Origin of the sequence: Sphingopyxis sp. Geo25, from assembly GCF_949769135.1 — a bacterium.
Lineage (GTDB): Bacteria > Pseudomonadota > Alphaproteobacteria > Sphingomonadales > Sphingomonadaceae > Sphingopyxis.
Map to the genome: position 1 here is coordinate 593014 of NZ_CATKOZ010000001.1, position 24418 is coordinate 617431.

Here is a 24418-nt window from a genome sequence, read left to right on the forward strand (position 1 = left end):
GCGGCCAGCCGAACGCGATATGCCCGGTGGGGGCGCGTCGCCGTTTGCGACACCCGAATTCGCGATGCGCTTGCTGCGCGTCGCGCAGCTTTGGCATTATGTCTTTTTCGCGCGCACGCTCGCCTTCCTCTCCTTCGCCTTTTTCCCCGGTGTCGAGGGTTTTCTCCGCCATCCTTCGCAATGGTTCGTCATGGGGACGGGCCTGGTCTGCGACCTGGCGCTGACGATCATCGGCCAGATGTCGCGCGGTTGGCGCAAGCTGCCCGTGAACCGCATCCAGGCCATTCTTGCCGTTAGTTTCTCGCTGGTGACATTGGGAACGATGCTAGGTTCGGCGGCGACTTTCTCCGCAGTCGCCGTCCACGACGGGCGCTTCTATTTCGACGCATTCTCGGCGGTCCAGCTCGGTGTGATCCTCGTCGCGGCGGCGGCATCGGCGATCCAGCGCCCCGCCTTCTTCGCCTTCGCCGGCGCGACCGCGGTCGGCGGCGCGATCGGGATCGCGTCCTGGCCCTTTGGTGTCGCCGGGCTCGTCTTCCTCGGCCTGCTCATCGTGATGCTTCGCCACGATGTCCGCCAGCAAATGCGCGCGACGCGCGCCAGCAGGACGACGATCAGTGAACAGCAACGCGCGCTCGGCCTGATGCGCGATTTCGAGCGCGCGGGGCGCGGCTGGTTCTGGGAGACCGACCGCAATGGTCACCTCGTCTATATTTCCCCGACGGTCGTTGCGAAACTCGGCCTCTCGCTGTCCGACGTCCTCGGCCGTCCGTTTACCGAGATCATCCGCAAGCGGCTCGGCAATGACGAGAGCGAGGAGCGGACGCTGGGCTTCAGCCTGTCGTCGCGCACGCCCTTTAACGAACTCACGGTGCTGGCGGCGGTGCCGGGTGAGGAGCGCTGGTGGTCGATCTCGGGGCATCCGATCAGCAACGAGCTTGGCAATTTTCAGGGCTTTCGCGGTTCGGGAACCGACCTCACCGACAAGAAGAAATCCGAACGCGAGATCAAGCAGCTCGCGCGATACGACACGCTGACGGGCCTCGCCAACCGGCTGCATATCACCGAATTGCTCGAACGCGCGCTACGCAACCATATGGGACAGGTGCAGCCCTGCGCGCTGCTTTTGATGGATCTCGACCGCTTCAAGGCGGTCAACGATACGATGGGGCACCCCGCGGGCGACCAGTTGCTGCAGCAGGTCGCGGGCCGGCTCACGCAGATCATCGGCGACAAGGGGCAGGTCGGCCGTCTCGGCGGCGACGAGTTCCAGATCGTGCTGCCGCAGATCGTCGAGCCCGAGAAGCTGGCCGGAATCGCCAACGCCATCATCCTCAGCCTCGCCAAGCCCTTCGCGATCGAGAATGAGCAGGTGCGGATCGGGTCGTCGATCGGCATTGCGATGTCGGAAGGCGGCGGCGTGACCGCGTCGGCCCTGGTCCGCAATGCCGACCTCGCGCTCTATGCCGCGAAGGACGCCGGGCGCGGCGTCCACCGTTTCTACGCCGACGCGATGCACAATCAGGCGAGCGAGCGGAAGGCGATCGAGGATTCGCTGCGCGATGCGCTGGCGAACGACGAGTTGCAGTTGCTCTATCAACCGATCGTCGATGTGAAGAGCGAGCGGATTTCAGGCTTCGAGGCGCTGATCCGCTGGCGCCGCGAGTCGGCGGAGATCGTCAGTCCGTCGAAGTTCATCCCGATCGCCGAGGAATCGAACCTGATCATCCCGATCGGCGAGTGGATCATCCGGACCGCCTGCGCGACGATCGCGCGGCTGGGGCCCGACTATCGCGTCGCGGTCAATGTCTCGCCGCGCCAGTTCGCGAACGAGAAGCTGCCCTTGACGATCCTGAACGCTGTTGCGGCAGCGGGGATCGAGCCCGGCCAGCTCGAGCTTGAGATTACCGAGGGCGTCTTCCTCGACGAAAGCCCCGCGAATCTGGAGATGTTCCAGAAGTTGAAACGCACTGGCGTCCGCCTCGCGCTCGACGATTTCGGGACAGGCTATTCGGCGCTCGGCTATCTGAAGAAGGCGCCGTTCGACAAGATCAAGATCGACCAGAGCTTCGTGCTCGGCGCGGCCGACAGGAACAGCATGAACGCCGCGATCATCTCGTCGATCGTCGGACTTGCCGACGCGCTGGGGATGGAAACCACGGCGGAAGGGGTCGAGACGCACGACGACCTCGCACTGATCCGCGGGCTCGGGTGCAGCCATGTTCAAGGCTATATCTACGGCAAGCCGATGGAACTCGACGAGGTGGAGGCGCTGCTGGCCGAGCGGGGCGGCCTTGTCATCGCGCGCGGGTTCAAGAGCGCACGTGAGCCGCGCGTCCGCACCTTCCGCACGATACAGGTCGAAAGCGGCGGACATCGCTATGAAGCGATCGTGCGCAACCTGTCGTCGCGCGGCGCGCTGCTCGAAGGCCTGTGGAATGTGCCCGAGGGAACGCTATTGTCGCTCGAATTCACGCCAGAGGTGCGAGTCGACGGTCAGGCCCGCTGGTCGACCGAAAGCCGCGTCGGAGTGCAGTTTGCCGAGGCGGTGGATACGGGAGCGCTCGTCCGCCCCATCAAGGCGAAGGCGGTTCGTCCGCGCGTCCACCGCGCCGCGTGAGCGACGGTCAGTCGGCCGCGCGGCCGCGCACCATCACCCAGTCGACCTTCTCCAGCACTGCGACATCGCTCAGCGGATCGCCCGTGACGGCGATCATGTCAGCCGACAGGCCGGGCGCGATCCGTCCGATCTGATCCTCCATCGACAGCAATTTCGCGGCGACCGTCGTTGCGCTCGCCAGCGCCTCGCGCGGGGTCAGGCCATATTTCACCAGCAGGGCGAATTCGCCCGCATTGCGGCCATGCTCGAACACGCCAGCGTCGGTGCCGAAGGCGATCGGGACGCCCAGCGCCTTGGCGCGCCCCACCGCCTTGCCGACATCGTTCATCGTCATCCGCACCTTGGCCTCGACCGTCGGCGTGTAGATGCCCTTGCCGAGGCGCTCCTTGATGCCCTCGAACGCCATCAGCGTGGGGACGAGATAGCTTCCCTTAGCCTTCATGACCTTGAGCGCTGCGTCGTCGGCGAAGGTGCCGTGCTCGATGCTGTCGATCCCCGCTGCTGCGGCCGACTCGATGCCGCGCGCGCCGTGTGCGTGCGCCATCACCCTCAGCCCCAGCGAATGCGCGGTGTCGGCGATGCTGACGAGTTCGGCGTTCGAGAAATGCCCTTCGAGCCCGCGCCCCTGCTGCGACAGCACGCCGCCGGTCGCGGTGATCTTGATGACGTCGGCGCCCGCGCGCGACGCCTTGCGCACCTTCTCGGCGCATTCGACCGCGCCGGTGCAGGTATAGCCCTGATCGAGCACGGCGTGGACGTCCTCGCGAAAGCCGGTGACGTCGCCATGCCCGCCGATGATCGACAGCGGGGGGCCGGCCGCGACGATCCGCGGACCTTCGATCATCCCCTCGGCAGTACCGCGCCGCAGCGCGAAAGCGGTATATTGCGCCGATCCCGCCTCGCGGACGGTGGTGAAGCCTGCGCGCAAGGTGAGGCGCGCATTCTTGGCACCGACGACGACGCCCCATTCGTCGGGATCCACCGCTTCGCTGCGATAATCGCCGCCTGGATCGCCGGTCAGGTGGACGTGGAGGTCGATCAGGCCGGGGAGCAGCGTCTTGTCACCAAGATCGACGATCTCGGCGCCCGCGGGCGCCTCGCCGCGACCGGGCGCGATCGAGGTGATGCGATCGTCGGTGACGACGACGGTCGAGGGCCCCAGCGCCGGCTTGCTCGCGTCGGTGATGACGCGCCCTGCATAGACGACGGTGGTTTTGGCTATCGCGGTACCGCTCAGCAGCGCGAGCGTCGCTGCCGCGACCAGTCGGATTGAGCGCATGATATCTCCCCTCATGTTGTCACGCGATCGTGGCGCGACGGGCGGGGGAGGGCAAGCCGGTAAACGCGGGTCGATAAAAAGAGGGGCCGGCAGGCCGGCCCCTCAGTTTGCCTCCGATAACCGAAAGGATGTTACCAGAAGAAGTCGTAGATCACGTCGACCACGCGGCCGCTATAGACGTCGACAAGCAGCGCATCGTCATAATAGCGGACCCAGCGATAGTCCCCGTAGGCCGGCGGCAGGCGATAATACCAGGGATCGTTGATCCAGTAGCGCTGGCCGTAGAAGAGCGACCCGAGCGTGAAGCCGATGCTGAAGCGCGTGTAGCCATAACCGCGATAGGGGTTGTAGTAGCGCGGCATACGATAATAGCTGCGGTTCCGGTCGCGGTAGCTTCGCCAGTCGTAGCGCCGGTCGTCGCGCCAGCTGCGGTTCCAATTGTTGCCGGGACGGCCGTCGCGATAGCGCCGGTCGACATATCCGTTGCGGTTGTTGTCCCAGCGCCGGTCGACGCGATTGTCGTTGTTGCGATCCCAGCGGCGGTCGAGATCGCCGTTGCGATTGCGGTCATAGCGGCGATCGACGCGATTGTTGTCGTTGCGGTCCCACTGACGATCGACCTGGCCGTCGCGATTGCGATCCCATTGGCGGTCGGTGCGGCCGTTGTTGTTGCGGTCATAGGTGCCGCGCTGGCCCTGCACGCGCTGCTGCTGCGCGACCGGGCGCTGCGCATCGCCGCGCTGGCTCTGGCCCTGCCACTGTCGCTGCCCTTCGCTGCGCTGGCGCTGGCCGTTCCAGCCATTGCCGCCGCGGTCACCGCGCGGCGCCTGCTGAACCTGCTGCGTCTGCGGTGCGTTTTGGCCCCGCTGGCGCTCGACGCGCTGGCCGCCGCCGTTCCAGTCGCCGCGGCGCGCTTCGGGGCCGCGCGGCCCGCGTTCGCCGCCACGATCGCCGCGCTGGGCGATCTGGATGCGCTCGCCATTCGCCTGGGCGGCGGCCGGCGCTATCGGGGTGAGGATCGTCGCTGCGATCAGCAGCCCTCCGAACATCTTCTTCATCTCGGCTTCACTCCAGAATCCCATCCGGCACCCAGCCGATCGGGAAGATGAATCGAAAGTTACCGGAGGCAAGATGATTAGCGGCTGAACATCGCTGTTGCCTGCGGTTCAGCTACATGAACGGAAAATCCGCTAGTTGCCATGTGGGGTCTTGAGCGCGGGCACGGCGCGTGCGGCGTCGGCGGGGCGGATGCCCGGCGGCGGCGCGGCGGCGATCCGTTCCTCGCCGCGCATGACCCGGCCGGCCCGGCGGATTGCCGTGCGAATCCGGGGATAGGTGCCGCAGCGGCAGATGTTCGTCATCGCCGCATCGATCTCGGCATCGCTCGGGTTGCTGTTCTTCCGCAACAGTGCGGCGGCGGCCATGATCATCCCCGACTGGCAGAAGCCGCATTGCGGCACCTGTTCGGCGACCCATGCCTGCTGCACCGGATGGCTGCGATCGCGCGACAGCGCCTCGATCGTGGTGACGAATCGGCCCTCGCACTCGGCGATCGTGACGAGGCAACTGCGGATCGCCTCGCCATCGATATCGACGGTGCAGGCGCCGCAGTCGCCGGTGCCGCAGCCATATTTGGTGCCCGTCAGGTTCGACGCATCGCGCAGCGCCCACAGCAGGGGCGTTTCGGGATCCATGCGATATTCGACCGGACGGTCGTTGACCGAGAAGCGCGTCATAAGGCTCCTAGTAACGACCCCGCCGGATTAGTCACGCCAGCTCGTGTCGATCTTGTCGACCTTGCGCACCATCGCATCGAACTCGGCCTTGCCCGACTGCCCCGGAATCGCCGCCATGTAGAGGTCGCGCTGGTGGACCTTGATCACATCGTCGCCAACCAGGATCGGCTTGCCCATGCTCATCGTGGCAAGCTGGATCTCGCACGCGCGCTGGAGCGCCCAATATTTGATGAAGGCGTCGGTCAGCGACTTGCCCATCACGACGGGGCCGTGGTTGCGCAGCATCAGGATGCGCTTGTCGCCGAGGTGCTCGACCAGCCGCGCGCCTTCTTCTTCGCGTACCGTGACGCCCTCGAAATCATGATAGGCGAGCTGGCCCATGAAATTGCAGGCATAGAAATTGGTCGGCTGCAGCCCGCCTTCGAGCCCGCATACCGCCATCGTCGCGGTCGTGTGCGTGTGGATGATCGCATGCGCGTCGGGCAGGACGCGGTGGAACAGGCTGTGCTGGACGAAGCCCGCCTTGTTGACGTGCCAGGGATTATCCTCGTCGAGCTTGTTGCCGTCGATGTCGATCTTGATCAGGCTCGAAGCGGTGACTTCGCTGAAATGCATGCCATAGGGGTTGATCAGGAAGGCGCCTTCCTGATCCTCCAGCTTCACCGTGATGTGGTTGAAGATCATCTCGTCCCAGCCCATCATCGCGAAGATGCGATAGCAGGCGGCGAGTTCCTGCCGCGCGGTCCATTCGGCTTCGCTATATTTGCTGTTGCGCTTGAGCTGCGTGGCCATGGCCAGTCCTCTTCCTCTATCGGTTTCGTCCTGCTACCTATGCCACAGCAAAAGGGGGGCGCACAATCCCGCCTGACGGCCTTCCGCGCCATGATTGTCGCGCTTTGCCGCGTTGGGGCTTGCCTTTCGGCGCGAATCTCTCTAGTGGCGGCACATCGGAACGTCGCGCTTTTGCGGCGCTTCTTTTATTGCCCGAATATCGGCGACCTATGACGAACCGGAACGAAGCCGGGGACACAGGCCGTTTGACGAACAGGAGACGACACGGCGTATGCAGATCATCGTTCGCGACAATAATGTCGACCAGGCCCTTCGCGCGCTCAAGAAGAAGCTGCAGCGTGAGGGTGTGTATCGCGAAATGAAGCTGCGCCGTCACTACGAGAAGCCCAGCGAAAAGCGCGCCCGCGAGCGTGCCGCCGCTGTCCGCCGCGCCCGCAAGATGGAGCGCAAGCGGATGGAGCGCGACGGTATCAAATAGGACCGTCTCCCGTTCGGGATCCTGATTCGAGAAAAGGGCGCTGCGGCAACGCGGCGCCCTTTTTCGTTTGAGCCGGAGCGGACGGCCGCCAGCCGCCGACGCTGGCTTTGCGCCCAAACAAAAAGGGCGGCCCGAAGGCCGCCCTTTCCTGGATCGATTGTATCGGGACTCAGTCCTGCGACGGCTGCAGGTTCACTGCGGCGAACTTGCCGCGATCGTCGACCTCGATGTCGAAGGCGACGCGGTCACCCTCTTCGAGGCCCGCCATGCCGGCGCGCTGCACCGCGCTGATGTGGACGAAGGCATCGGCCTGTCCGTCGTCGCGCGCGATGAAGCCGAAGCCCTTCGTCGTATTGAAGAATTTGACCGTTCCCGAGGTGCGCTCCCCGGTCAACTGGCGACGGCCGCGGGCGCCGCCCGGACGGTCGCCGCCGGGGCCGCGATCGTCGCGGCGCGGAGCGAATTCCTCCACCGGCATCGGCTCGCCCTCGATCTTGAGGTCGATTGCCGACACTTTGCCGTTGCGTTCGACGAGCGTGAAGCCGAGCGGCTGGCCCGAAGCGAGACCCTGAAGCCCCGCCTGTTCGACGGCGCTGATGTGCACAAACACGTCTTCGCCGCCGTCGTCGCGCGCAATGAAGCCGAAACCCTTCGCCGGGTTGAAGAACTTCACCTGGCCCTGGCCTTCGCCGACGACCTGCGCAGGCATCCCGCCGCCGCGTCCGCCGCCGAAGCCACCGCGGTCCCCACCGCCGAAGCCGCCGCCGCGATCGCCGCCGCCGAAGCCGCCCCCACGGTCACCGCCGCCGAAACCGCCGCGATCGCGGTCTCCGAAGCCGCCGCGCCCGCCGCCATAGCTATCGCCGCCATAGGGCGCAGGTTCGAAGCTGTCGAAATTGCCGAAGTCATCGCGCTTGCCGCGTCCGCGATGGCCACGGCGATCCTTGTTGAAACTCATTGCTTGATAGTCGCTTTCGGTCGTCCGCACCCCATTTACCCGGCTCCTTGCGCCGGACGGGGACGCAACTCACCACAGGCACAGACTCGCCCCGTGCCACACACAGCGCAAGATATAACCTAATTATCCACAGGCTGCGAACAGAAAATTCAAAAAGCCGAAGCAGAATTTTGCACGCTTTACCGCGCGCTTGAGCAAGGGGGGTGGGTGCGGGGAAACCAGTCATTGAGCGGCGGGGCCGCTTGGCCTAAGGCGGGGTCCATGACTGTCCATTTCCACGAAGAAGATCTGCCCGAAGGCGCGCTGGGACCCGGCGCGGTCGCGGTGGACACCGAGACCATGGGTTTGAACCCGCTCCGCGACCGGCTGTGCGTCGTCCAGATCAGCGACGGGTCGGGCGACGAGCATCTCGTGCGCTTCGGCCCCGGCAGCGCCTATGACGCCCCGGTGCTGAAGGCGGTGCTATCCGATCCGAACCGGCTGAAAATCTTTCATTTTGCGCGGTTTGACATCGCCGCGATCCAGCATGCGCTGGGGATCGTGACGGCGCCCGTCTATTGCACCAAGATCGCATCGAAACTGGTCCGTACCTATACCGACCGACATGGCCTCAAAGAGCTGGTGCGCGAGTTGCTGGGACAGGATGTGTCTAAGCAGCAGCAATCGAGCGACTGGGGCGCGGCGGAACTTTCGGACGCGCAGCGCGATTATGCCGCGAGCGACGTGCGCTTCCTCCATGCGATGAAGGACGTGCTCGACGTGCGGCTTGCGCGCGAAGGGCGCACCCATCTGGCGCAGGCCTGTTTCGATTTCCTGCCGACGCGCGCGGCGCTCGATCTCGCCGGCTGGCCCGAAATCGACATTTTCGCGCACACGTAAGAAGAGCGATTCGCGAATGTCCGAACGCGCCGACCATGATCGCACCATGCGCCGCATGTGGGCCGCAAGCGGGTCGAGCCACGACCGCGTCGTGCGCATATTGCGCTTTGGCCTGCCGCTCGTCATCGGGGTGATCGCGGCGGTGCTCGTCTTTTCGCCCTTCACCCAGCGCACCGAAATCAGCTTCCTGCTCGCCAAGGACAAGGTCGACATGGCGAGCGAGCGGATGAAGGTGACGCGTGCCGAATATCGCGGCCAGGATTCGAAGGGGCAGCCCTTCGCGCTGCTCGCCGGGAGCGCCGTACAGAAGAGTTCGGCCGAGCCGATCGTGCGGATGAGCCAGCTGTCGGGCGCGATCAGGCTCAATGACGGCCCCGCGACGATCGCCGCGGCCGAGGGACAATATGATATGGACACCGAGAAGGTGTCGGTGCCGGGGACCGTGCGGGTACGCAGCGCGAGCGGATACCGGCTCGACGCGAGCAACGTGGCAATCGACCTCAAGAGCCGGAGCCTCGCAGGGACCGGCGGAGTCAACGGCGCATTGAATATCGGACAATTTTCGGCCAACCAGCTGTCGGCTGACCTCGACCAGCGCGTCGTGCGCCTGACGGGCAACGCGCGGCTGCGGATCAACCAGGGAGCGCTGGGTAAATGAAGGGGCTTTGGACGATGAAGAGCGGCTTGCTCGCGGGCGCGGGCTTCGCACTCACCAGCCTTGCGATCCTCAGCACGGGGCAGGGCGGTAGCGCCGCGCAGGCGCAGGCGCTCGCGAATCACAACAGCAACGCGCCGGTCGATTTCAATGCCGGCAGCATCGAGGTGCAGGATCGCGCCGACCGTGTCGTGCTGTCGGGCGGGGTGACGGTAACGCAGGCGGGGCTGACGGTGCGCGCGCCGCGGATGACCGTCGCCTATACGCGGGCGGGCGGCACCGACGTCAACCGGCTCGACGCCACCGGCGGGGTGACGGTGAACAAGGGCGACGAGACCGCCAAGGGCAATGTCGCGATCTATGATCTCGACAAGAGGCTGATCACGATGGTTGGCAATGTCCAGCTGCAACAGGGCGCGAACCATCTGACAGGCGGGCGGCTGGTGATCGACCTCAACAGCGGCCGCGCGACGGTCGACGGGCGCGGTGCCGCGCGCGGGCCCGACGGCAATCCGGTCACCGGCGGGACCAACGGACGCGTCACCGGCACCTTCAATGTGCCGCAAAGGAAGCAATAACCTTAGTCGTTAAGATTTGGGCAAGCGCGCCGCGCGAGGATCGCGGGCGGGGACCAGACCCATTGCGGTGCCGGGGGGCGGCCGCGCGAGCGAGGCGTTCCCCATGCGTTATGCAACCTTCCTACCCCGACGGCGGCCGATGTTCGGACGCCGCACCGAAGCAGCCGAGGTCGTCGCGGCGCAGCCGACGCGCGAGGAACGACGGCTGGTACAAAGCATCGTCCGGCTGATGGGGCCGGCGAAGCCGCACTGAGCGCGCGGGGCGGAGTCCGCCCAGGTCGGTTTGGGGGTGGTGAGCGGACTTCGCTCTGGTGCACCCCGGCGAAAGCCGGGGCCCAGAGCGGCATAACGCGACACTAGCTCTCTCACTCCCTGGGGCCCGGCTTTCGCCGGGGATCACAATATCCACCTCCGGTCGTATGCGGTCATACGTCATCCCGGACTTGATCCGGGATCCACCGCAGCGCTGAAGTCATGGACCCCGGATCAAGTCCGGGGTGACGATGATGGTTAGGGCGGCCTCCTGTCGATTCCGGTCATTCGATCGGGATCGGCACGAGTCGCGGGTATAGCCCCACACCAGTCATTCGCTCCCCGCCGCGCCAGGACGCTTGGCGGATGGCCCGTGCGTCCCTACATGGGGCGACCATGCCGCCCGATACCGCTACCTCCGCCGATCGCAACCGCGAACCGCCCGTGCTTGCGACACTGGGGCGTTTCATCCCCTATCTGTGGCCCGCGGGGCAGACCGAGCACAAGGTCCGCATCGTCCTTGCCGCGCTGATCGTGCTCGCTTCGAAGGGCGTCCAGCTGTCGATGGGCTTCCTTTATGGCGCCGCGATCGACCGGATGGCGCCGGGGATGGAAGAGGGCGTCGCGCTCGCGATCGGGCTCGTCGTCGCCTATGCCGGCGCGCGCTTCGCCGGGGTGCTGTTCGATAACCTCCGCAATGTGGTATTCGAGCGCGTCGGGCAGGACGCGACGCGCGAACTGGCGATCGCGACCTTCACCCATTTGCACGCGCTGTCGTTGCGCTTCCACCTTGCGCGGCGGACGGGCGAGGTCACCAAGGTGATCGAGCGCGGCACCAAGAGCATCGATACGATGCTTTATTTCCTGCTGTTCAACATTGCACCGACGATCATCGAGCTCGCCGCGGTGCTGATCATCTTCTGGACCAAGTTCAGCTTTGGCCTCGCCAGTGCGACGGCGCTGATGGTTGTCGTCTATATCATCTTCACGCGGCGGGTGACCGACTGGCGCAACGCGCTGCGTACGCGGATGAACGACCTCGACACGCTGACGATCGGGCGCAGCGTCGACAGCCTGCTCAATTACGAGACGGTGAAATATTTTGGCGCCGAGGAACGCGAGGCCGCGCGCTACCGCGATGTCGCCGACCAATATGCCCGCGCCGCGGTGAAGAGCGAGAACAGCCTGGCCTGGCTCAACATCGGGCAGAGCTTCATCACCAACGCCGCGATGGCGGGGACGATGGCCTATACCGTGTGGGGCTGGTCGGTCGGCGAGTACAAGGTCGGCGACGTCGTGCTGGTGAACACGCTGCTCGCGCAGCTATTCCGTCCGCTCGACCTGCTCGGCATGGTGTACCGGACGATCCGCCAGGGGCTGATCGACATGGAGGCGATGTTCCGCCTGATCGACACCCCGCCCGAAATCAGCGACGCGCCCGGCGCCCCGGCGCTCGTCGTCAATGGCGGGGCGGTGAGTTTCGAGGATGTCGTCTTCGGTTACGAGCCCGACCGCACGATCCTGAACGGCGTCAGCTTCGCCGTCGGGGCGGGCGAGACCCTGGCGATCGTCGGGCCGTCGGGCGCGGGCAAGTCGACGATCGCGCGGTTGCTCTACCGTTTCTATGACCCGCAGGGCGGGCGCGTGACCATCGACGGGCAGGACATCAAGGCGGTGACGCAGCAAAGCCTGCGCGCCGCGATCGGTATCGTCCCGCAGGATACGGTGCTGTTCAACGATTCGATCGGCTATAACATCGCCTATGGCCGCGCCGACGCCAGCGTCGAGGAGATCGCGGCGGCGGCGCAGGGCGCGGCGATCGACGGTTTCATCGCGCTGCTGCCGCAGGGCTATGAGACCGAGGTCGGCGAGCGCGGGCTGAAGCTGTCGGGGGGCGAGAAGCAGCGGGTCGCGATCGCGCGCACCCTGCTCAAGAACCCGCCGGTCCTGATCCTCGACGAAGCGACGAGCGCGCTCGACAGCCGCACCGAGGCGGCGATCCAGGACACGCTCGAGCGCATCGCCGAGCGGCGGACGACGCTGGTGATCGCGCACCGCCTGTCGACGGCGGTGAATGCCGACCGGATCGTCGTGCTCGAGAAAGGCCGGGTCGCCGAGACCGGAACGCACGACCAGCTGCTCGCGATGCGCGGGCTCTACGCCGACATGTGGGCGCGGCAACAGGCCGAGCGCGAGGAGGGGACGGTTTAGTCCGAGGCGGCGCAGGAAAGGTCGTGATGACGGTTTCCGGGCGATCGGGAACGTCTGCTCCCCGCCCGCAACGGCGCCTTCCGCCCGCTTTACCGCTTGCGCCCGAAATGGCCGGGCAGCGACGTCGCGCGGGTGAGGCCGGGTCGCCAGGTATCGAGCTTGGGCGCCGGCACGATCTGGAAGTCGGCGACGCTGTCGGCGGTGCGCAGGTCGTCGCCGTGCGAAGCGCGCAGTCGCATCGTCTCGACCGGCTTGTCGGTTTCGAGCCCGAAGCGGTTGCCCGAGACCCAACGTACCGTGCCGAGCATCGGTTCATGCCCGGGCAGGAACACCGTCATCCGCTCGCCGATATTGAGGCTGTGCGGGCCTTGCCCGCCGATTCCGGTCTCGGAAACATTGCGGATGGTGACGTCGAAACGGCCGAGCCGCTGGCAGCCGAGCGCCGCCTTTACCAGACGCGACTGCCGCGGCTGGCGCTTTTCATCCGGCGCTGATGAGGCCGTAGGGGCCTCAGGACTCGACATAGGCGACCAACATTCTTCACCGCCCGTCACCCACGCCAGGCGGTCATTTTGGTCCCATCGCTGCCATAACGCGCGAAGGTAAATTTTCGTTTGTGCTGTTTTCTAATTATTTCGCCGGCGGCAGACCGCCGAACGTGACGAGGCTTTCATGCCCGTCGGCCGAAATAGCGGAAACGCCGAAGAAATTGTCATCGACGATGATCGCGGGCAAAATCAGTTCGTTAGCGGCGTCCGACGGAACGACGCGCGAATCCGACCAGTCGTTGCGATCGGCGCGGCGCCAATGGACGCGATAGGCGGCAGCGTCCTTAACGGGCGACCAGCGAACGATGGTGTCGGAGCTCACCGCGCCGTCGATGCTGACGCTCTCGGGAGCGGCCGGCGCGTCCGCGAGTTCGCGGGCGAGGGCGACGTTGAGCGCGGTGACGCGCGCCAGATAGGGGAAGTCCATCTCGTCGACCGTGTCGCCAAATTTCCGGCCGTTTTCGGTCCGCAAATCCTGATGCTGGTGATCATAATCCTCGATCCCGACGGTGAAGCGTATCGCGGGATAGCCGAGCTCGAGCGAAGGCAGGTGATCGCCGCCGCGACGGAAGCGGTCGGGGCGGCGCACCGCGAGGACGTCGAGCCCGATTGCCGGATTGGCCGCCGCCGCACGCACCGCCGCCTTGGCGAGCGCGCGCGACGGCCCGTCGTCCTCGCCGCCGATACCGCGGCGCGCGAGCTGCGCCGCGAGATCCTCGGAGGCGCGAATGCCTTCGCTGAACACGCGGACCCGGTCCGCAACGACCGTGCCGTCGGTGCCGCGGGTGCCGCCGACGATGTCGTTGTTGAGCATCGCGGTGACCTGCCAGTCCTTTTCCTTCGCATGGGCGGCGAGCAGCTTGCCGCCCCAGAGCCCCTGTTCCTCGCCCGAGAGCAGCGCATAGACGATCGTCGCGCGATGCTTGTCCTTCGAGAGCAGGCGTGCTGCCTCGAGGACCAGCGCGGTGCCCGAGCCGTCGTCGTTCGCACCGGGGGCGTCGGCGGTAAAGTTCATCGGGTCGCTGACGCGGCTGTCGATATGGCCGGCGATCATGATCACGCGGTCGGGGTCGCTGCCCTTCTGAATGGCGAGGACATTCTGCACGATCACGCCCGACGGCGCGCGCGGTCCTTCGAAACGGTCGCTGATCCGCTCGATCGTCAGGCAGCCGCCGCACGCTTTTGAAATGCGCTGGAATTCGGCGGCGCCCCAGTTGCGCGCGGCGCCGATGCCGCGCTTCGGATCGGTCGTCGACGACAGCGTATGGCGGGTGCCGAAGGAGACGAGTTTTTCGACCAGCGCTTTCAGGCGCGCGGGATCGGGGGCGGGCGCGGTGTCCCCGGCAGAAGCGGCGACGGGGGCGGCGAGGAGCAGCGCGGCGGCGAAAGTGGCTCTGAGCATGATGCTTCATGCGGCCTGCCCCGCGCCGACGCAAGAGGGCCCGCCGGCACCTGGATGCCGGCGGGCCAGTTGCTCTCTTCTATGCTTAAGGCTTAACCGAGGCCCGAATAGTCGACGTCGACGACGCGGCCATAGCGGACGTCGCAGCTGAACTTGCCCTTGTCGTACGAGCCGCCGCGACCCCAGCGGCCGCCGTAGCCGTCCCGGACGACGACGCGGCCCTTGACGCGATAGCCGTCGCGCTTGCGGTCGATGCTCGTCACCTGCGTGACGTCGGTGCGGCCATAGCGGCTCGTCCCGCGCTCGACGGCGTTGACGCACTGGCTGACGGCGCCGCGGCTGTTGCCATAGCGGTTATAGTCATAGCCGTAGCCGTAGCGCGGGTCATTGTCGTAGCGCCCGCGGTCGTAGCGACCGTCGTAACGGCCGTAGCGGTCGTCGTAGCGGTCATAACGGTCGCGGTCGTTGTTGGACGACGACAGGATCGCCGCGAGCCCGCCGAGGACGACGGCGCCCGCGATGACTTCGCCCGCGCTGATGCCGTCGCGGTCGTGGCGATCGCGCGCAGCGGCGGGGGCAGCGCTCACCAGCATCGCGCCGGCGGTGGCCGCACCAATCGCGGCCTTGGTCCAAGATGTATTCACAGCCATGGTTCGGTCTCCAGATAGCGCAGGCGGCACCCGTGCGGCCTGTTGTCATCCTTTTACCGAGTCGGCGGTGACGCGGCCCTGAACCCGCCGCTTATCTGGCGTTAAGCCTTGGTTTTGCTGGCGTTCATAAAGAAAAGGCCCCGTACCGGCGGTACAGGGCCCGGTCCGTCGCTCGTCGCCGGTTCAGCCGAAGCTGACGTCGACGACGCGGCCACCCCGAAAGCTGCAGCCAAAGCTGCGCACCTCGCCGCCGAGGCGCGAGGCGGTGCCGGTGACGTACCAGCCGCCATTGTTCGGCTCGGTCTTGGTGATGCTGTCGACGCGGGCGTCATCGCCCATTTCGCCCTCGACCGCCCAGCTGCAGGCGTCGGCGGCGCGGGCTTCGGCCTCGCCATTGCCATAGGGGCGGACTTGGGTGGCGCCGTCGCCATAGGGGCGCGCGTCGTCGGCGGGCGGATCATAGTTGGGCGCATCCTGCCGCGGCTCGCGATAGGGCGGGTTATAGCGGTCGTCGCGGTCGCGGCGTTCGGCCTTGCCCTTGCTCGCGGCGCTGGCGATCGCGGCGATGGTGCCGATGATCAGCAGGCCGCCGATGACGTCGCCGGCATCGATATTGTCGCGGTGACGGTGGCCCCAGCCATAGCCATGACCATATCGGTCGCGGGCTTCGGCGGGGGTGGCGCTGACGCCGACCGAGGTGAGGATGATCGCGGTCGCGGTGGCGAGGCCGGTGAATTTGCGCATGGGCGGGATACTCCGCAGGCGCGGGCAAGGGACGCTCCCACCCGCAACAGGATTCGCTGTTACGCCCGCCATGCTTTCGCGCCGCTGAACCGTGGCGGGTCCGCGATGAAAGGAAAGGCCCGCCTTCCGGGTGGAGGGCGGGCCTGACGGGACCTTGTGACGGTGACCAGACCAGTCGGGGTCGTTCAGCAGACGCAGCGCGGCTTGGGTTTCGGCTTCCACTTCTTCTTCGGAGCATAGCGCTTCCGGACCGGCGCCTTTTCATAATAGGTCTTGGTGGTGGTCTCGACCGTCTCGGTGACCAGCGGGGCGCCGTTGATGATCGTCGTGACGACGACGCCCGGCGTGTACCAGCCATAGCCGTAACCATAGCCGCTGCTGTATGAGTAGGCGCCGGGGTAAGTGCCGCCGTGATGCCAGGCATAGCCGCCCTGATGATGGCGGCCGCGGCCCTCCCACCATTCGTCGCACTTCTTCTTGTCGGCTTCGTTGCCGATCGCGGCGCCGGCCAGCGCACCGACACCGCCGCCGATCAGCGTGCCTGCGGTGCGGTCGCCATGCCCGGCGACGCGGTTGCCGACGACGCCCCCCACGACGCCTCCGACAACCGCTCCGGTCGCTGTGCCCCCCCGGCCACAGCGACGCGCCATCTCCGCATCCTCGGGATCGGGATGGCCGCCGTAATAGGGATTATAATAGGGCGGCGGCGGATAGCCCGCGCCGTGTCCCTCGACCGTGCCCTCGTAAGTGCCTTCGTAGCGACGACCGTCGGGCGCGTCGTAAGTGCCGGTCCAGCTCCCGGTCCAGCGGCCCTCTGCGTCATAGCCCCCCTCGACGTGGCGATAGTCGGTCTCGCTCGGCACGCGATCGGGATAGCCGGTATAGACCCGGACGTCGGGGGCTGCGGGGGTGCCATAGTCGAGCTTCGGCGCGGGATCCGCGGCACGCGCCACGCCACTCGTCAGCAACACCGTTCCGACGGCCGCCCCCAGAAGCAAGATCGTGCGCATTCTAAACTCCCTGTTACCCTGGCCGCGCCGTCCGCATCGCTGCGTCGGCGAGCGACTGGTTAACAGTTTGTTATCAAATCAGGGTGATTCTCGCGAATCTGTTAACCCTGAGTTTTGCGTCCCGATTTGGGTCAGGCCGATTTGGGTCAGGCCGATTTGGGTCAGGGCGTCAGCGCTGCGGCGATGCGCGCGACGAGAATTTCGGCGCCCGACTGATCCTCTGCGGTGAAGCGCGCCGGCGACGGACTGTCGAGGTCGAGGACGCCGATCAGTCGCCCGTCGGCGACGATCGGGACGACCAGCTCGCTACGGCTATCGGCGTCGCAGGCGATGTGGCCCGGAAAAGCGTGGACATCCTCGACGCGCTGCGTCTCGCGAAGGCGCGCCGCGGCACCGCACACGCCCTTGTCGAGCGGAATGCGGATGCACGCAGCCTTGCCCTGGAACGGGCCGAGGACGAGTTCGGTCCCGTCGAAGCGGTAGAAGCCCGCCCAGTTGAGGTCGGGAATCGCCTGCCAGACGAGCGCCGCGACATTCGCCATATTGGCGATGCCGTCGGGCTCGCCCGCGACGAGCGCCTCGGCCGCGTCGGCGGCCTCTGCCCAGAGCGTCGCGGGGTCGGTTGCCGAAAAGGAGAGAGCGTAGGACATGTGGGCTCCCTATTCGACCTTCAGTCCGGTCCATTTGGCGGCAAAGGCGTATTTGTCCGCCGCCTCGGCGATGATCTTGTCGACCGGCTTGCCCGACCCGTGACCCGCGCGCGTTTCGACGCGGATCAGGTGCGGCTTGGGGCCGATATCCTCATGCTGCAGTTCGGCGGTATATTTGAAGCTGTGCCCCGGAACGACGCGGTCGTCAGTGTCGGCCGTGGTGACGAGAATCGCCGGATAGGCCGCGCCGCCCTTGATATTGTGATAGGGCGAATAGCCAAGGAGGTTCCGGAAATCGGCTTCCTTCGACGGATAGCCATAGTCGTCGGTCCAATAGCGGCCGGCGGTGAAACGGTCGAAGCGCAGCATGTCCATCACGCCGACCGCGGGCAGCGCCGCAGCGAACAGATCGGGGCGCTGGTTCGTCACTGCGCCGACAAGCAGGCCGCCGTTCGACCCGCCCTCGATGACGAGCTGACCCTTGCCTGCGATCCCCTCTGCGATCAGATATTCGCCCGCGGCAATGAAGTCGTCGAACACATTCTGTTTCTTGTCGAGCCGGCCGGCATCGTGCCACGCCTTCCCATATTCGCCGCCGCCGCGCAGGTTAGCGACCGCGAACACGCCGCCCTTGTCCATCCACGCCAGCTTGGTGGGCGAGAAGCCCGGCACCTGCGACACGTTGAACCCGCCATAGCCGTAGAGGAGGGTGGGCGATCCCTTGCTGCGGTCGAGCCCCTTTTTCATCACGACGAACATCGGGATCTGCGTGCCGTCCTTCGACTTGTAGAAGCGCTGTTCGACCGAAAATTGCTTGGGGTCGAAGGTCAGCTTGGGCGCGGCGAACACCTCGCTCTTGCCGGTCACCGTATCGAGGCGGAAGATCGTCGTCGGCGTCGCGTAGCTCGAAAATTCGTAAAAGGTTTCCGCGTCCCTCGGATTGCCGCCAAAGCCCTTCGCCGACCCGATATCGGCCAGACGGATTGCTGAAATCGGCTTGCCGTCGAGCCCGATCATCACCGCCTGCGACTTGGCGTCGCCGAGATAGGACAGGATGATGCGGTTGCCGACGCGCGAGGCGCCGACGAGTGTCGACTGGCTCTCCGGGACCAGTTCGGTGATTTCGCCGGGCTTGCGGATGTCGAGCGACACGAGGCGCGCGCGGGGCGCCCCCTTGTTGGTCAGGAAGGTGAAGCGCGTGCCCGCGTTGGTGACATATTCCCAATTGTTTGCATAGTCGTCGACGAGCGGAATCGCCGCGCCGCCCTTCGCAGGATGCAGTGTCAGGCCATAGCGTTCGTCGGTCCCCTTGGACGAGACAACAAGGACATATTTCCCGTCGTCGGTGACGACCGCGCTGTGGTTGAGCTTCGGCTCGTCGGGGGTGGCGTGGATCAGCACGTCCTCGCTCTGCGGCGTGCCGAGCTTGTGGAAATAGACCGCGTGATTTTCGTTGAGCGACTGGAAGGCCTGGCCTTCCTTCGGCTCGGGGAAACGCGAATAGTAAAAGCCGCTGCCGTCCTTCGCCCAGTCGAGCGCCGAGAATTTGACCCAGCGGATCTCGTCGCTGGTGTCTTGTCCCGTCGCGACGTCCTTGACGCGGACGATGCGCCAGTCGGTGCCGCCGTCCTGCACCGAATAGAGCAGATATTTGCCGTCTTCCGAGGGGTTCCATTCGCCGAGCGCGGTCGCGCCGTCCTTTGCCCAAGCGTTGGGGTCGATCAACACGCGGCCCTCGCCCTTCAGTCCGTCGCGGACGTAGAGCACCGACTGTGGCTGCAGCCCGTCGTTGCGCGTGTAGAAATAGTGCGTCCCCGCCTTCGTCGGCAGGCCAAAGCGTTCGTAATTATAGAGTTCGGTCATCCGCTTGCGGAAAGCTTCGCGGCCGGGAAGGGTCGCAAGATAGGCGTCGGTGACCTTGTTTTGCTCGGCAACCCACGCCGCGACCTTCGGATTGACGCGAACATCGTCCTCCAGCCAGCGATAGGGGTCGGCGACGTCGATGCCGAATTGCCGATCGACCGTCGAGCCGCGTTCGGTCGCCGGATAGGCGAGCGCCGGGGCAGGGGCCGCGGCGGAATCGGTAGCGTTTGCAGCGGTCGGCGCAGCGGCGGGCGTCATCATCAGCGCGACCAGCGCAAGCGGCGCGCGCATGTCTTTACGGGGCATGGCAAGGCGATCCTCATCGTCGGAGCAACAATCGTGCGCCATTATGTAAGGATAGAAAGAGGCCGGGCAAGCGGATTTGGGCGTCGGCTTGGAGTGCCGGCCATATTTTGAGCGGCCAGTCGGCGGGGCCGCTGCAGGGCCCGACGACCGGGCGCGGGCGGCGATCATCTGCAAAAAGATCGCCGCAAATCAGCATGTACCACTTCGGCACATCTTCCCCGGTGCCCTACTTTCATGGTTTCCGAAATGCTAAACATCCGAGTCGCCGGGCGTGACGAACCGAATGAAGAGCGCGCCGGGCGTGGGGAAAAGACATGAAAAAACAGCTTGCTGCTATGGCCCTGCTCCTTGCATCCGCGCTTCCGGTCGCGGCGCAGGCCGCCGTGACGATCACCTTCGACGATAAGGAGACGATTTCGAGCAGCAATGATTTCAAGTCGCAGCTGAACGCGCTGGGCCTCACGAAATATTCGTCGGACGACGTTTCGCTGGTCCTCACCGAAAATTCGATCATCACCTTCTATCTGCTTGGTTCGGAAAGCGGCTTCAACGACAGTTTCGCGACGATTTCGACCCCTAATCTGATCAAGAGCGAGAACACGCCCTTCCAGAATAACTTCGGCGCGCCGGTTTCGATCGGCAGTGGCGCGTTCAATGCCGGCAGTCTCGCCGGCCGCCTGAATTTCTCGAGCGTCGGCGGGAAGCCCGCGACGGTCGGGGACGACGGCTTCGGCATCTTCCTGACCAAAATGCAGAAGAGCGGCAGTTCCGTTTCGACCTTCTATTTCGGTTATGACGACCAGATTCAGGGCGCCGACAACGATTATGACGATCTGATCATCAAGGCCGTCGTCACCTCGGCGGTGCCCGAGCCCGCGACCTGGGCGATGTTCCTGTTCGGCTTTGCCGCTGTCGGCGGCGCGATGCGCGCGCAGCGCCGCAAGGGGAAGCTTTCCGTTTCCTATGGCTGAGACTTCGGTTCGGCGACCGGCCGGGCGAGCCTCCGCATTATCGAACATGAAAAAGGGCGGCAGTCCCTGCGGACGCCGCCCTTGATCTTTTGTCGCTGGAAGCCGCGGCTTACGCGTCTTCGAATTCGTCCTCGGTCAGCACCGGACCCGAATCCTGACCCTTGGCATCGACGTCGCGGTCGACGAATTCGATGATCGCGATCGGTGCGGCGTCCGAGGCGCGGATGCCGGCCTTGATGATGCGGGTATAGCCGCCGTTGCGGTCCTTGTAGCGCTCGGCGAGGACATCGAACAGCTTCGCGAGCTGCGTGTCGTCCATCAGGCGGCTCTTGGCGAGACGGCGGTTGGCAAGGCCGCCGCGCTTCGCGAGCGTGACCAGCTTTTCGACATAGGGACGCAGTTCCTTCGCCTTGGCGACGGTCGTCGTGATCTGCTCGTGCTTGATGAGCGAGGCCGACATGTTGCGGAACATCGCGATGCGATGCGCGCCGGTGCGCTGAAGCTTCCGGCCACCCGATTTATGACGCATGATTTCTTCCTTCGTTCGTTAAGGGCCCGTGTGAGGTAGCCCAGACCAGGTCGATTATCGGGCCGACCCATTCCCGTTGTGGGACCCGGCTTTCGCCGGGCCGCAAGATCAGCCGAGAAGCTCCTGTTCGAGCTTCTTCGCCATTTCCTCGATATTCTCCGGCGGCCAGCCGGGGATGTCCATGCCGAGGCGCAGACCCATCGACGACAGCACTTCCTTGATTTCGTTCAAGGACTTCCGGCCGAAGTTCGGCGTGCGGAGCATTTCGGCTTCGGTCTTCTGAACGAGATCACCGATGTAGATGATGTTGTCGTTCTTGAGGCAGTTCGCCGAACGGACCGACAGCTCGAGCTCGTCGACCTTCTTGAGAAGGAAGCGGTTGAGCTGGTTGACGTCCGATTCCTCGGTCGCGGCCGAGGGGGCCGCCATGCCGATCAGGCCGCTGTCGTTCATCGCTTCTTCGAAGTGGACGAAGACCTGCAGCTGGTCCTGGAGGATGCGCGCCGCATAAGCGACGGCGTCTTCCGGGGTGACCGTGCCGTCGGTTTCGACGGTCAGGCTCAGCTTGTCGAAGTCCAGCTCCTGGCCGATACGCGCATTGTCGACCTTGTAGGCGACCTGGCGGACGGGCGAGTAGAGCGAGTCGACCGGGATCAGGCCGATCGGCGCGTCGGCCGGGCGGTTCGCGGTCGCCGGGACGTAACCCTTGCCGGTGTCGGCGACGAGTTCCATGTTCAGCGTCGCGCCGTCGTCGAGGTGGCAGATGACATGGTTCGGGTTCATCACCTTGATGTCACCCGACACCATGATGTCGCCCGCCTTGACGGTCGCGGGACCGGTCGCCGAAAGCTGCAGCCGCTTCGGGCCTTCGCCTTCCATCTTGAGGGCGATCTGCTTCACATTGAGGACGATGTCGGTGACATCCTCACGCACGCCGGCAAGGCTCGAGAATTCGTGCAGAACATTCTCGATCTTGATCGACGTAATGGCCGCACCCTGGAGCGACGACAGCAGCACGCGGCGCAGCGCGTTGCCCAGCGTCAGGCCGAAACCGCGCTCAAGCGGCTCGGCGACGAAGGTCGCCTTGCGCTTGCCGTCGCCGCCGGCCTTGATTTCCAGGTTGCTGGGCTTCTTCAATTCCTGCCAGTTCCGGATATTGACAGTCATGGACTTCCCTTCGCTATGGGCGGGACGGCTGGGGTCGGCAGCGGTCCCGCGGAGATATTGCGGCGGCACGGCGGCCGAAGCCGCCGTTCCGGAAAAAGGTGTCAGACGCGGCGGCGCTTGGCCGGGCGGACGCCATTGTGCGGGATCGGCGTCACGTCGCGGATCGACGTGATGTGGAACCCGACGGCCTGCAGGGCGCGGAGAGCCGATTCGCGGCCCGCGCCGGGGCCCTTGACCTCGACCTCGAGGGTACGGACGCCATGTTCGGCGGCCTTCTTGCCCGCGTCTTCGGCGCACACCTGCGCGGCGTACGGGGTCGACTTGCGGCTGCCCTTGAAGCCCATCATGCCGGCGCTCGACCAGGCAATCGCATTGCCCTGCGCGTCGGTGATGGTGATCATCGTATTGTTGAAGGTCGCGTTGACGTGGGCCACACCCGACGAGATATTCTTGCGTTCGCGCCGACGAAGGCGCTGCGGTTCACGAGCCATGATGAAATCCTAACCTAAATCCGTAAAGCGGGCCGGGGCACAAGCCGGTGAAGGCGGCCGCCGGCGCGAAAAACCGGCTTACTTCTTCTTGCCGGCGATCGGCTTCGCCTTGCCCTTGCGGGTGCGCGCATTGGTGTGCGTGCGCTGGCCGCGGACGGGAAGGCCCTTGCGATGACGCAGGCCGCGATAGCAGGCGAGGTCCATCAGGCGCTTGATGTTCATCGCCGTGTTGCGGCGAAGGTCACCCTCGACCGTGTGGTCGGCGTCGAGCGTTTCGCGGATCTGCAGGATCTCGGCGTCGCTGAGGTCCTGGACGCGGCGGCTGTGGTCGATGCCCAGCTTGTCGGCGATGTCGACGGCGGTCTTGCGACCGATGCCGTGGATGTAGGTGAGCGCGATGATGACGCGCTTGTTGGTGGGCAGGTTGACGCCCGCGATACGTGCCATTGGTAACTTTCTCCTGCTCCACAGGGTCGCTGGCAACGACCCCATCTCAAAGCGTCTGATTTCCAACGCAAAAAACGGACCACGAACACGCTTGGAGCGTTTCGCCGTCCGGTCAGGCTGTCGGAATGGTGCGCAGGTAAGGCGAGTCGGGCAGAAAGTCAAGGGAAGTGCGGCCATTTGCACCGCTCCGCCATTCGTGCCACAGCGCAGGCGTGACCGAGGCCGCAGACCGCCCTGCCATCTGGCTCGACCCGCTCGCCGATCATGTGCTGGCGCATGGCATTGCGGGGTCGAGCCTGCGCGCGCTGGCCCGCGCGGCCGGAACCAGCGATCGGATGCTCCTTTATTACTATCCCGACAAGGGCGCGCTGCTTGCTGCCGTGCTCGATCGCGCGGCGGGGCGGATGACGGCGCTGCTCGACGCGGCCGCCCCGGCCCAGCCTCTGGGAGCGGAGGACCTGCGCGCGCGGATCGTCCCGATGCTTCGCGAGCCGGTTGCGGCCCCTTTCATGCGTCTGTGGCTGGAACTTGCCGCCCGGGGCGCTGCGGGCGACGCGCTGGCGCGGTGCGTCGGCGCAGCGATCGGCGGCGGCCTTATCGCGTGGATCGAGGCCCATCTGCTTCCCGATGCTGGCCCGGCCGCCGCCGCGCGATTGCTGGCGGAAATCGAAGGCCTGGTCCTTCTCGACAGTCTGGGAATGGCGAGCGTGGTCGATCAGGCGCTCGGCTGAACGCGGTTCAGCCAGCAGCCGAGGAAGATTGCGACCGCCCCGCCCCACAGGATCGACGCGCCCGCCGACGCCAGATTGTTGCTATTCGCCGCGTAAAGCTCCGGCACCAGGACCATCGCGACACTGTCGAGCGTGATGGCCGCAGCCGTGGCGATCGCGCTTGCCAGAGCCATCTGGTCGCTGCGCAGTCCCGCTAGCGCCCTTAACAGCAGCAGCACGGGCAAGGTTCCCGGTATCAACGCCGCATAGACGATCCAGCGCGCCGTGCCGGCGTACCAGCCGGAATCGCCGATCCAGCGGCAGACCAATGCCCCGACGAACCAGACGACGACCCCCATCCCGACGATGATCGCCAGTTGGCGCGTGGTGAAGGGAAGGTGCCGCTCCTGTGCTGCCATGGTAGAGCTCCTTTGTGTAGCATGTGCTACAGAGGCGAATAGCACGATGTAGCACATGCTACAACAGGCCGCC

The 24418-nt window shown here is 65.6% G+C and carries 26 protein-coding genes; 9 read left to right on the top strand and 17 right to left on the bottom strand.

Annotated features, from left to right (window positions below; all coding sequences use genetic code 11):
* The first annotated feature begins 64 nt into the window (after positions 1 to 64).
* Positions 65 to 2620 carry an EAL domain-containing protein gene (locus tag QOL68_RS03020; RefSeq protein ID WP_282946815.1) on the top strand — a complete coding sequence of 852 codons (2556 nt, stop codon included), beginning with the start codon at positions 65 to 67 and terminating at the stop codon, positions 2618 to 2620.
* Positions 2621 to 2627: 7 nt separating this feature from the next.
* On the opposite strand, the gene QOL68_RS03025 is transcribed toward QOL68_RS03020, so the two are convergent.
* From QOL68_RS03025 to QOL68_RS03040, 4 genes are all read right to left on the bottom strand, one after another.
* Positions 2628 to 3899: a metal-dependent hydrolase family protein gene (locus QOL68_RS03025; RefSeq protein ID WP_282946817.1), complete on the bottom strand. Its 1272-nt coding sequence runs from the start codon at positions 3897 to 3899 to the stop codon at positions 2628 to 2630.
* A gap of 131 nt (positions 3900 to 4030) precedes the next feature.
* A complete protein-coding gene (locus QOL68_RS03030) occupies positions 4031 to 4957 on the bottom strand; it encodes an RcnB family protein (protein ID WP_282946819.1) in 927 nt (308 codons plus the stop codon).
* Positions 4958 to 5089: 132 nt separating this feature from the next.
* Positions 5090 to 5635, bottom strand: a complete 546-nt coding sequence (locus QOL68_RS03035; RefSeq protein WP_058454502.1) for a (2Fe-2S)-binding protein — start codon at positions 5633 to 5635, stop codon at positions 5090 to 5092.
* A 27-nt stretch (positions 5636 to 5662) separates the two neighbouring features.
* Positions 5663 to 6427, bottom strand: coding sequence for a class II aldolase/adducin family protein (locus QOL68_RS03040; protein ID WP_058454501.1), 765 nt, complete (start codon positions 6425 to 6427; stop codon positions 5663 to 5665).
* Between the two features lie 271 nt (positions 6428 to 6698).
* On the opposite strand from QOL68_RS03040, the gene rpsU reads away from it, so the two are divergent.
* Positions 6699 to 6905: a 30S ribosomal protein S21 gene (rpsU, locus tag QOL68_RS03045; protein ID WP_003047635.1), complete on the top strand. Its 207-nt coding sequence runs from the start codon at positions 6699 to 6701 to the stop codon at positions 6903 to 6905.
* A 169-nt stretch (positions 6906 to 7074) separates the two neighbouring features.
* Here rpsU and QOL68_RS03050 read toward each other — a convergent pair whose 3' ends face one another.
* Positions 7075 to 7863: a cold-shock protein gene (locus QOL68_RS03050; protein ID WP_204993203.1), complete on the bottom strand. Its 789-nt coding sequence runs from the start codon at positions 7861 to 7863 to the stop codon at positions 7075 to 7077.
* A gap of 261 nt (positions 7864 to 8124) precedes the next feature.
* Between QOL68_RS03050 and QOL68_RS03055 the strand changes: the two genes are divergently transcribed.
* From QOL68_RS03055 to QOL68_RS03075, 5 genes are all read left to right on the top strand, one after another.
* Complete coding sequence (locus tag QOL68_RS03055; RefSeq protein WP_058454500.1) at positions 8125 to 8742, top strand: ribonuclease D; 618 nt, start codon at positions 8125 to 8127, stop codon at positions 8740 to 8742.
* A 16-nt stretch (positions 8743 to 8758) separates the two neighbouring features.
* Entirely contained in the window at positions 8759 to 9400 is a 642-nt protein-coding gene (gene lptC, locus QOL68_RS03060; RefSeq protein ID WP_282946834.1) for an LPS export ABC transporter periplasmic protein LptC, read from the top strand.
* Positions 9397 to 9975: an LptA/OstA family protein gene (locus QOL68_RS03065; RefSeq protein ID WP_282946836.1), complete on the top strand. Its 579-nt coding sequence runs from the start codon at positions 9397 to 9399 to the stop codon at positions 9973 to 9975. The genes lptC and QOL68_RS03065 overlap by 4 nt, the downstream gene beginning before the upstream one ends.
* Before the next feature lie 103 nt (positions 9976 to 10078).
* The gene (locus QOL68_RS03070) at positions 10079 to 10228 is read left to right on the top strand and encodes a hypothetical protein (RefSeq protein ID WP_282946838.1); all 150 of its coding nucleotides are present in this window, start codon (positions 10079 to 10081) and stop codon (positions 10226 to 10228) included.
* 395 nt (positions 10229 to 10623) lie between these two features.
* On the top strand, positions 10624 to 12438 hold the full coding sequence (locus tag QOL68_RS03075; protein WP_282946840.1) for an ABCB family ABC transporter ATP-binding protein/permease: 1815 nt from the start codon (positions 10624 to 10626) through the stop codon (positions 12436 to 12438).
* Between the two features lie 89 nt (positions 12439 to 12527).
* Here QOL68_RS03075 and QOL68_RS03080 read toward each other — a convergent pair whose 3' ends face one another.
* The 7 genes from QOL68_RS03080 to QOL68_RS03110 form a co-directional block, all read right to left on the bottom strand.
* A complete protein-coding gene (locus QOL68_RS03080) occupies positions 12528 to 12962 on the bottom strand; it encodes a PilZ domain-containing protein (protein WP_058454497.1) in 435 nt (144 codons plus the stop codon).
* A 106-nt stretch (positions 12963 to 13068) separates the two neighbouring features.
* The gene (locus tag QOL68_RS03085) at positions 13069 to 14388 is read right to left on the bottom strand and encodes a M28 family metallopeptidase (protein ID WP_282946843.1); all 1320 of its coding nucleotides are present in this window, start codon (positions 14386 to 14388) and stop codon (positions 13069 to 13071) included.
* 92 nt (positions 14389 to 14480) lie between these two features.
* Positions 14481 to 15038: a hypothetical protein gene (locus QOL68_RS03090; protein WP_058454496.1), complete on the bottom strand. Its 558-nt coding sequence runs from the start codon at positions 15036 to 15038 to the stop codon at positions 14481 to 14483.
* A 183-nt stretch (positions 15039 to 15221) separates the two neighbouring features.
* Positions 15222 to 15782 carry a hypothetical protein gene (locus QOL68_RS03095; RefSeq protein WP_282946845.1) on the bottom strand — a complete coding sequence of 187 codons (561 nt, stop codon included), beginning with the start codon at positions 15780 to 15782 and terminating at the stop codon, positions 15222 to 15224.
* Between the two features lie 185 nt (positions 15783 to 15967).
* Positions 15968 to 16792: a glycine zipper domain-containing protein gene (locus tag QOL68_RS03100; RefSeq protein ID WP_058454494.1), complete on the bottom strand. Its 825-nt coding sequence runs from the start codon at positions 16790 to 16792 to the stop codon at positions 15968 to 15970.
* 161 nt (positions 16793 to 16953) lie between these two features.
* Positions 16954 to 17442 carry a free L-methionine (R)-S-oxide reductase MsrC gene (msrC, locus tag QOL68_RS03105; RefSeq protein WP_282946847.1) on the bottom strand — a complete coding sequence of 163 codons (489 nt, stop codon included), beginning with the start codon at positions 17440 to 17442 and terminating at the stop codon, positions 16954 to 16956.
* Positions 17443 to 17451: 9 nt separating this feature from the next.
* Positions 17452 to 19611 (bottom strand): prolyl oligopeptidase family serine peptidase, encoded by a 2160-nt coding sequence (locus QOL68_RS03110; protein ID WP_282946848.1) that lies wholly within the window; start codon positions 19609 to 19611, stop codon positions 17452 to 17454.
* 314 nt (positions 19612 to 19925) lie between these two features.
* Between QOL68_RS03110 and QOL68_RS03115 the strand changes: the two genes are divergently transcribed.
* Positions 19926 to 20582: a PEPxxWA-CTERM sorting domain-containing protein gene (locus QOL68_RS03115; protein ID WP_282946849.1), complete on the top strand. Its 657-nt coding sequence runs from the start codon at positions 19926 to 19928 to the stop codon at positions 20580 to 20582.
* A gap of 109 nt (positions 20583 to 20691) precedes the next feature.
* Here the strand turns inward: QOL68_RS03115 and rplQ are convergent, their stop codons facing one another.
* The 4 genes from rplQ to rpsM form a co-directional block, all read right to left on the bottom strand.
* Positions 20692 to 21111 carry a 50S ribosomal protein L17 gene (gene rplQ, locus QOL68_RS03120; RefSeq protein ID WP_058454490.1) on the bottom strand — a complete coding sequence of 140 codons (420 nt, stop codon included), beginning with the start codon at positions 21109 to 21111 and terminating at the stop codon, positions 20692 to 20694.
* Positions 21112 to 21219: 108 nt separating this feature from the next.
* Complete coding sequence (locus QOL68_RS03125; RefSeq protein WP_058454489.1) at positions 21220 to 22278, bottom strand: DNA-directed RNA polymerase subunit alpha; 1059 nt, start codon at positions 22276 to 22278, stop codon at positions 21220 to 21222.
* Positions 22279 to 22379: 101 nt separating this feature from the next.
* Positions 22380 to 22769, bottom strand: coding sequence for a 30S ribosomal protein S11 (rpsK, locus tag QOL68_RS03130; protein ID WP_003040416.1), 390 nt, complete (start codon positions 22767 to 22769; stop codon positions 22380 to 22382).
* A 78-nt stretch (positions 22770 to 22847) separates the two neighbouring features.
* Positions 22848 to 23216 (bottom strand): 30S ribosomal protein S13, encoded by a 369-nt coding sequence (gene rpsM / locus QOL68_RS03135; RefSeq protein ID WP_058454488.1) that lies wholly within the window; start codon positions 23214 to 23216, stop codon positions 22848 to 22850.
* 212 nt (positions 23217 to 23428) lie between these two features.
* Here rpsM and QOL68_RS03140 point away from each other — a divergent pair, with 212 nt between their 5' ends.
* Positions 23429 to 23947: a TetR/AcrR family transcriptional regulator gene (locus QOL68_RS03140; protein WP_282946872.1), complete on the top strand. Its 519-nt coding sequence runs from the start codon at positions 23429 to 23431 to the stop codon at positions 23945 to 23947.
* On the opposite strand, the gene QOL68_RS03145 is transcribed toward QOL68_RS03140, so the two are convergent.
* Positions 23932 to 24345, bottom strand: coding sequence for a hypothetical protein (locus QOL68_RS03145; protein ID WP_282946874.1), 414 nt, complete (start codon positions 24343 to 24345; stop codon positions 23932 to 23934). The genes QOL68_RS03140 and QOL68_RS03145 overlap by 16 nt on opposite strands.
* Positions 24346 to 24418: the final 73 nt, after the last annotated feature.

Coding starts and splice junctions, on each gene's coding strand:
- lptC (WP_282946834.1), top strand. CDS start 8,759: ATGTCCGAACGCGCCGACCATGATCGCACCATGCGCCGCATGTGGGCC.
- QOL68_RS03115 (WP_282946849.1), top strand. CDS start 19,926: ATGAAAAAACAGCTTGCTGCTATGGCCCTGCTCCTTGCATCCGCGCTT.
- QOL68_RS03035 (WP_058454502.1), bottom strand. CDS start 5,635: ATGACGCGCTTCTCGGTCAACGACCGTCCGGTCGAATATCGCATGGAT.
- rpsM (WP_058454488.1), bottom strand. CDS start 23,216: ATGGCACGTATCGCGGGCGTCAACCTGCCCACCAACAAGCGCGTCATC.
- rplQ (WP_058454490.1), bottom strand. CDS start 21,111: ATGCGTCATAAATCGGGTGGCCGGAAGCTTCAGCGCACCGGCGCGCAT.
- msrC (WP_282946847.1), bottom strand. CDS start 17,442: ATGTCCTACGCTCTCTCCTTTTCGGCAACCGACCCCGCGACGCTCTGG.
- rpsU (WP_003047635.1), top strand. CDS start 6,699: ATGCAGATCATCGTTCGCGACAATAATGTCGACCAGGCCCTTCGCGCG.
- QOL68_RS03025 (WP_282946817.1), bottom strand. CDS start 3,899: ATGCGCTCAATCCGACTGGTCGCGGCAGCGACGCTCGCGCTGCTGAGC.
- QOL68_RS03080 (WP_058454497.1), bottom strand. CDS start 12,962: ATGTCGAGTCCTGAGGCCCCTACGGCCTCATCAGCGCCGGATGAAAAG.
- QOL68_RS03055 (WP_058454500.1), top strand. CDS start 8,125: ATGACTGTCCATTTCCACGAAGAAGATCTGCCCGAAGGCGCGCTGGGA.
- QOL68_RS03085 (WP_282946843.1), bottom strand. CDS start 14,388: ATGCTCAGAGCCACTTTCGCCGCCGCGCTGCTCCTCGCCGCCCCCGTC.
- QOL68_RS03065 (WP_282946836.1), top strand. CDS start 9,397: ATGAAGGGGCTTTGGACGATGAAGAGCGGCTTGCTCGCGGGCGCGGGC.
- QOL68_RS03040 (WP_058454501.1), bottom strand. CDS start 6,427: ATGGCCACGCAGCTCAAGCGCAACAGCAAATATAGCGAAGCCGAATGG.
- QOL68_RS03100 (WP_058454494.1), bottom strand. CDS start 16,792: ATGCGCACGATCTTGCTTCTGGGGGCGGCCGTCGGAACGGTGTTGCTG.
- QOL68_RS03020 (WP_282946815.1), top strand. CDS start 65: ATGCGCTTGCTGCGCGTCGCGCAGCTTTGGCATTATGTCTTTTTCGCG.
- QOL68_RS03145 (WP_282946874.1), bottom strand. CDS start 24,345: ATGGCAGCACAGGAGCGGCACCTTCCCTTCACCACGCGCCAACTGGCG.
- QOL68_RS03070 (WP_282946838.1), top strand. CDS start 10,079: ATGCGTTATGCAACCTTCCTACCCCGACGGCGGCCGATGTTCGGACGC.
- QOL68_RS03030 (WP_282946819.1), bottom strand. CDS start 4,957: ATGAAGAAGATGTTCGGAGGGCTGCTGATCGCAGCGACGATCCTCACC.
- QOL68_RS03110 (WP_282946848.1), bottom strand. CDS start 19,611: ATGCCCCGTAAAGACATGCGCGCGCCGCTTGCGCTGGTCGCGCTGATG.
- QOL68_RS03050 (WP_204993203.1), bottom strand. CDS start 7,863: ATGAGTTTCAACAAGGATCGCCGTGGCCATCGCGGACGCGGCAAGCGC.
- QOL68_RS03075 (WP_282946840.1), top strand. CDS start 10,624: ATGCCGCCCGATACCGCTACCTCCGCCGATCGCAACCGCGAACCGCCC.
- rpsK (WP_003040416.1), bottom strand. CDS start 22,769: ATGGCTCGTGAACCGCAGCGCCTTCGTCGGCGCGAACGCAAGAATATC.
- QOL68_RS03090 (WP_058454496.1), bottom strand. CDS start 15,038: ATGGCTGTGAATACATCTTGGACCAAGGCCGCGATTGGTGCGGCCACC.
- QOL68_RS03095 (WP_282946845.1), bottom strand. CDS start 15,782: ATGCGCAAATTCACCGGCCTCGCCACCGCGACCGCGATCATCCTCACC.
- QOL68_RS03125 (WP_058454489.1), bottom strand. CDS start 22,278: ATGACTGTCAATATCCGGAACTGGCAGGAATTGAAGAAGCCCAGCAAC.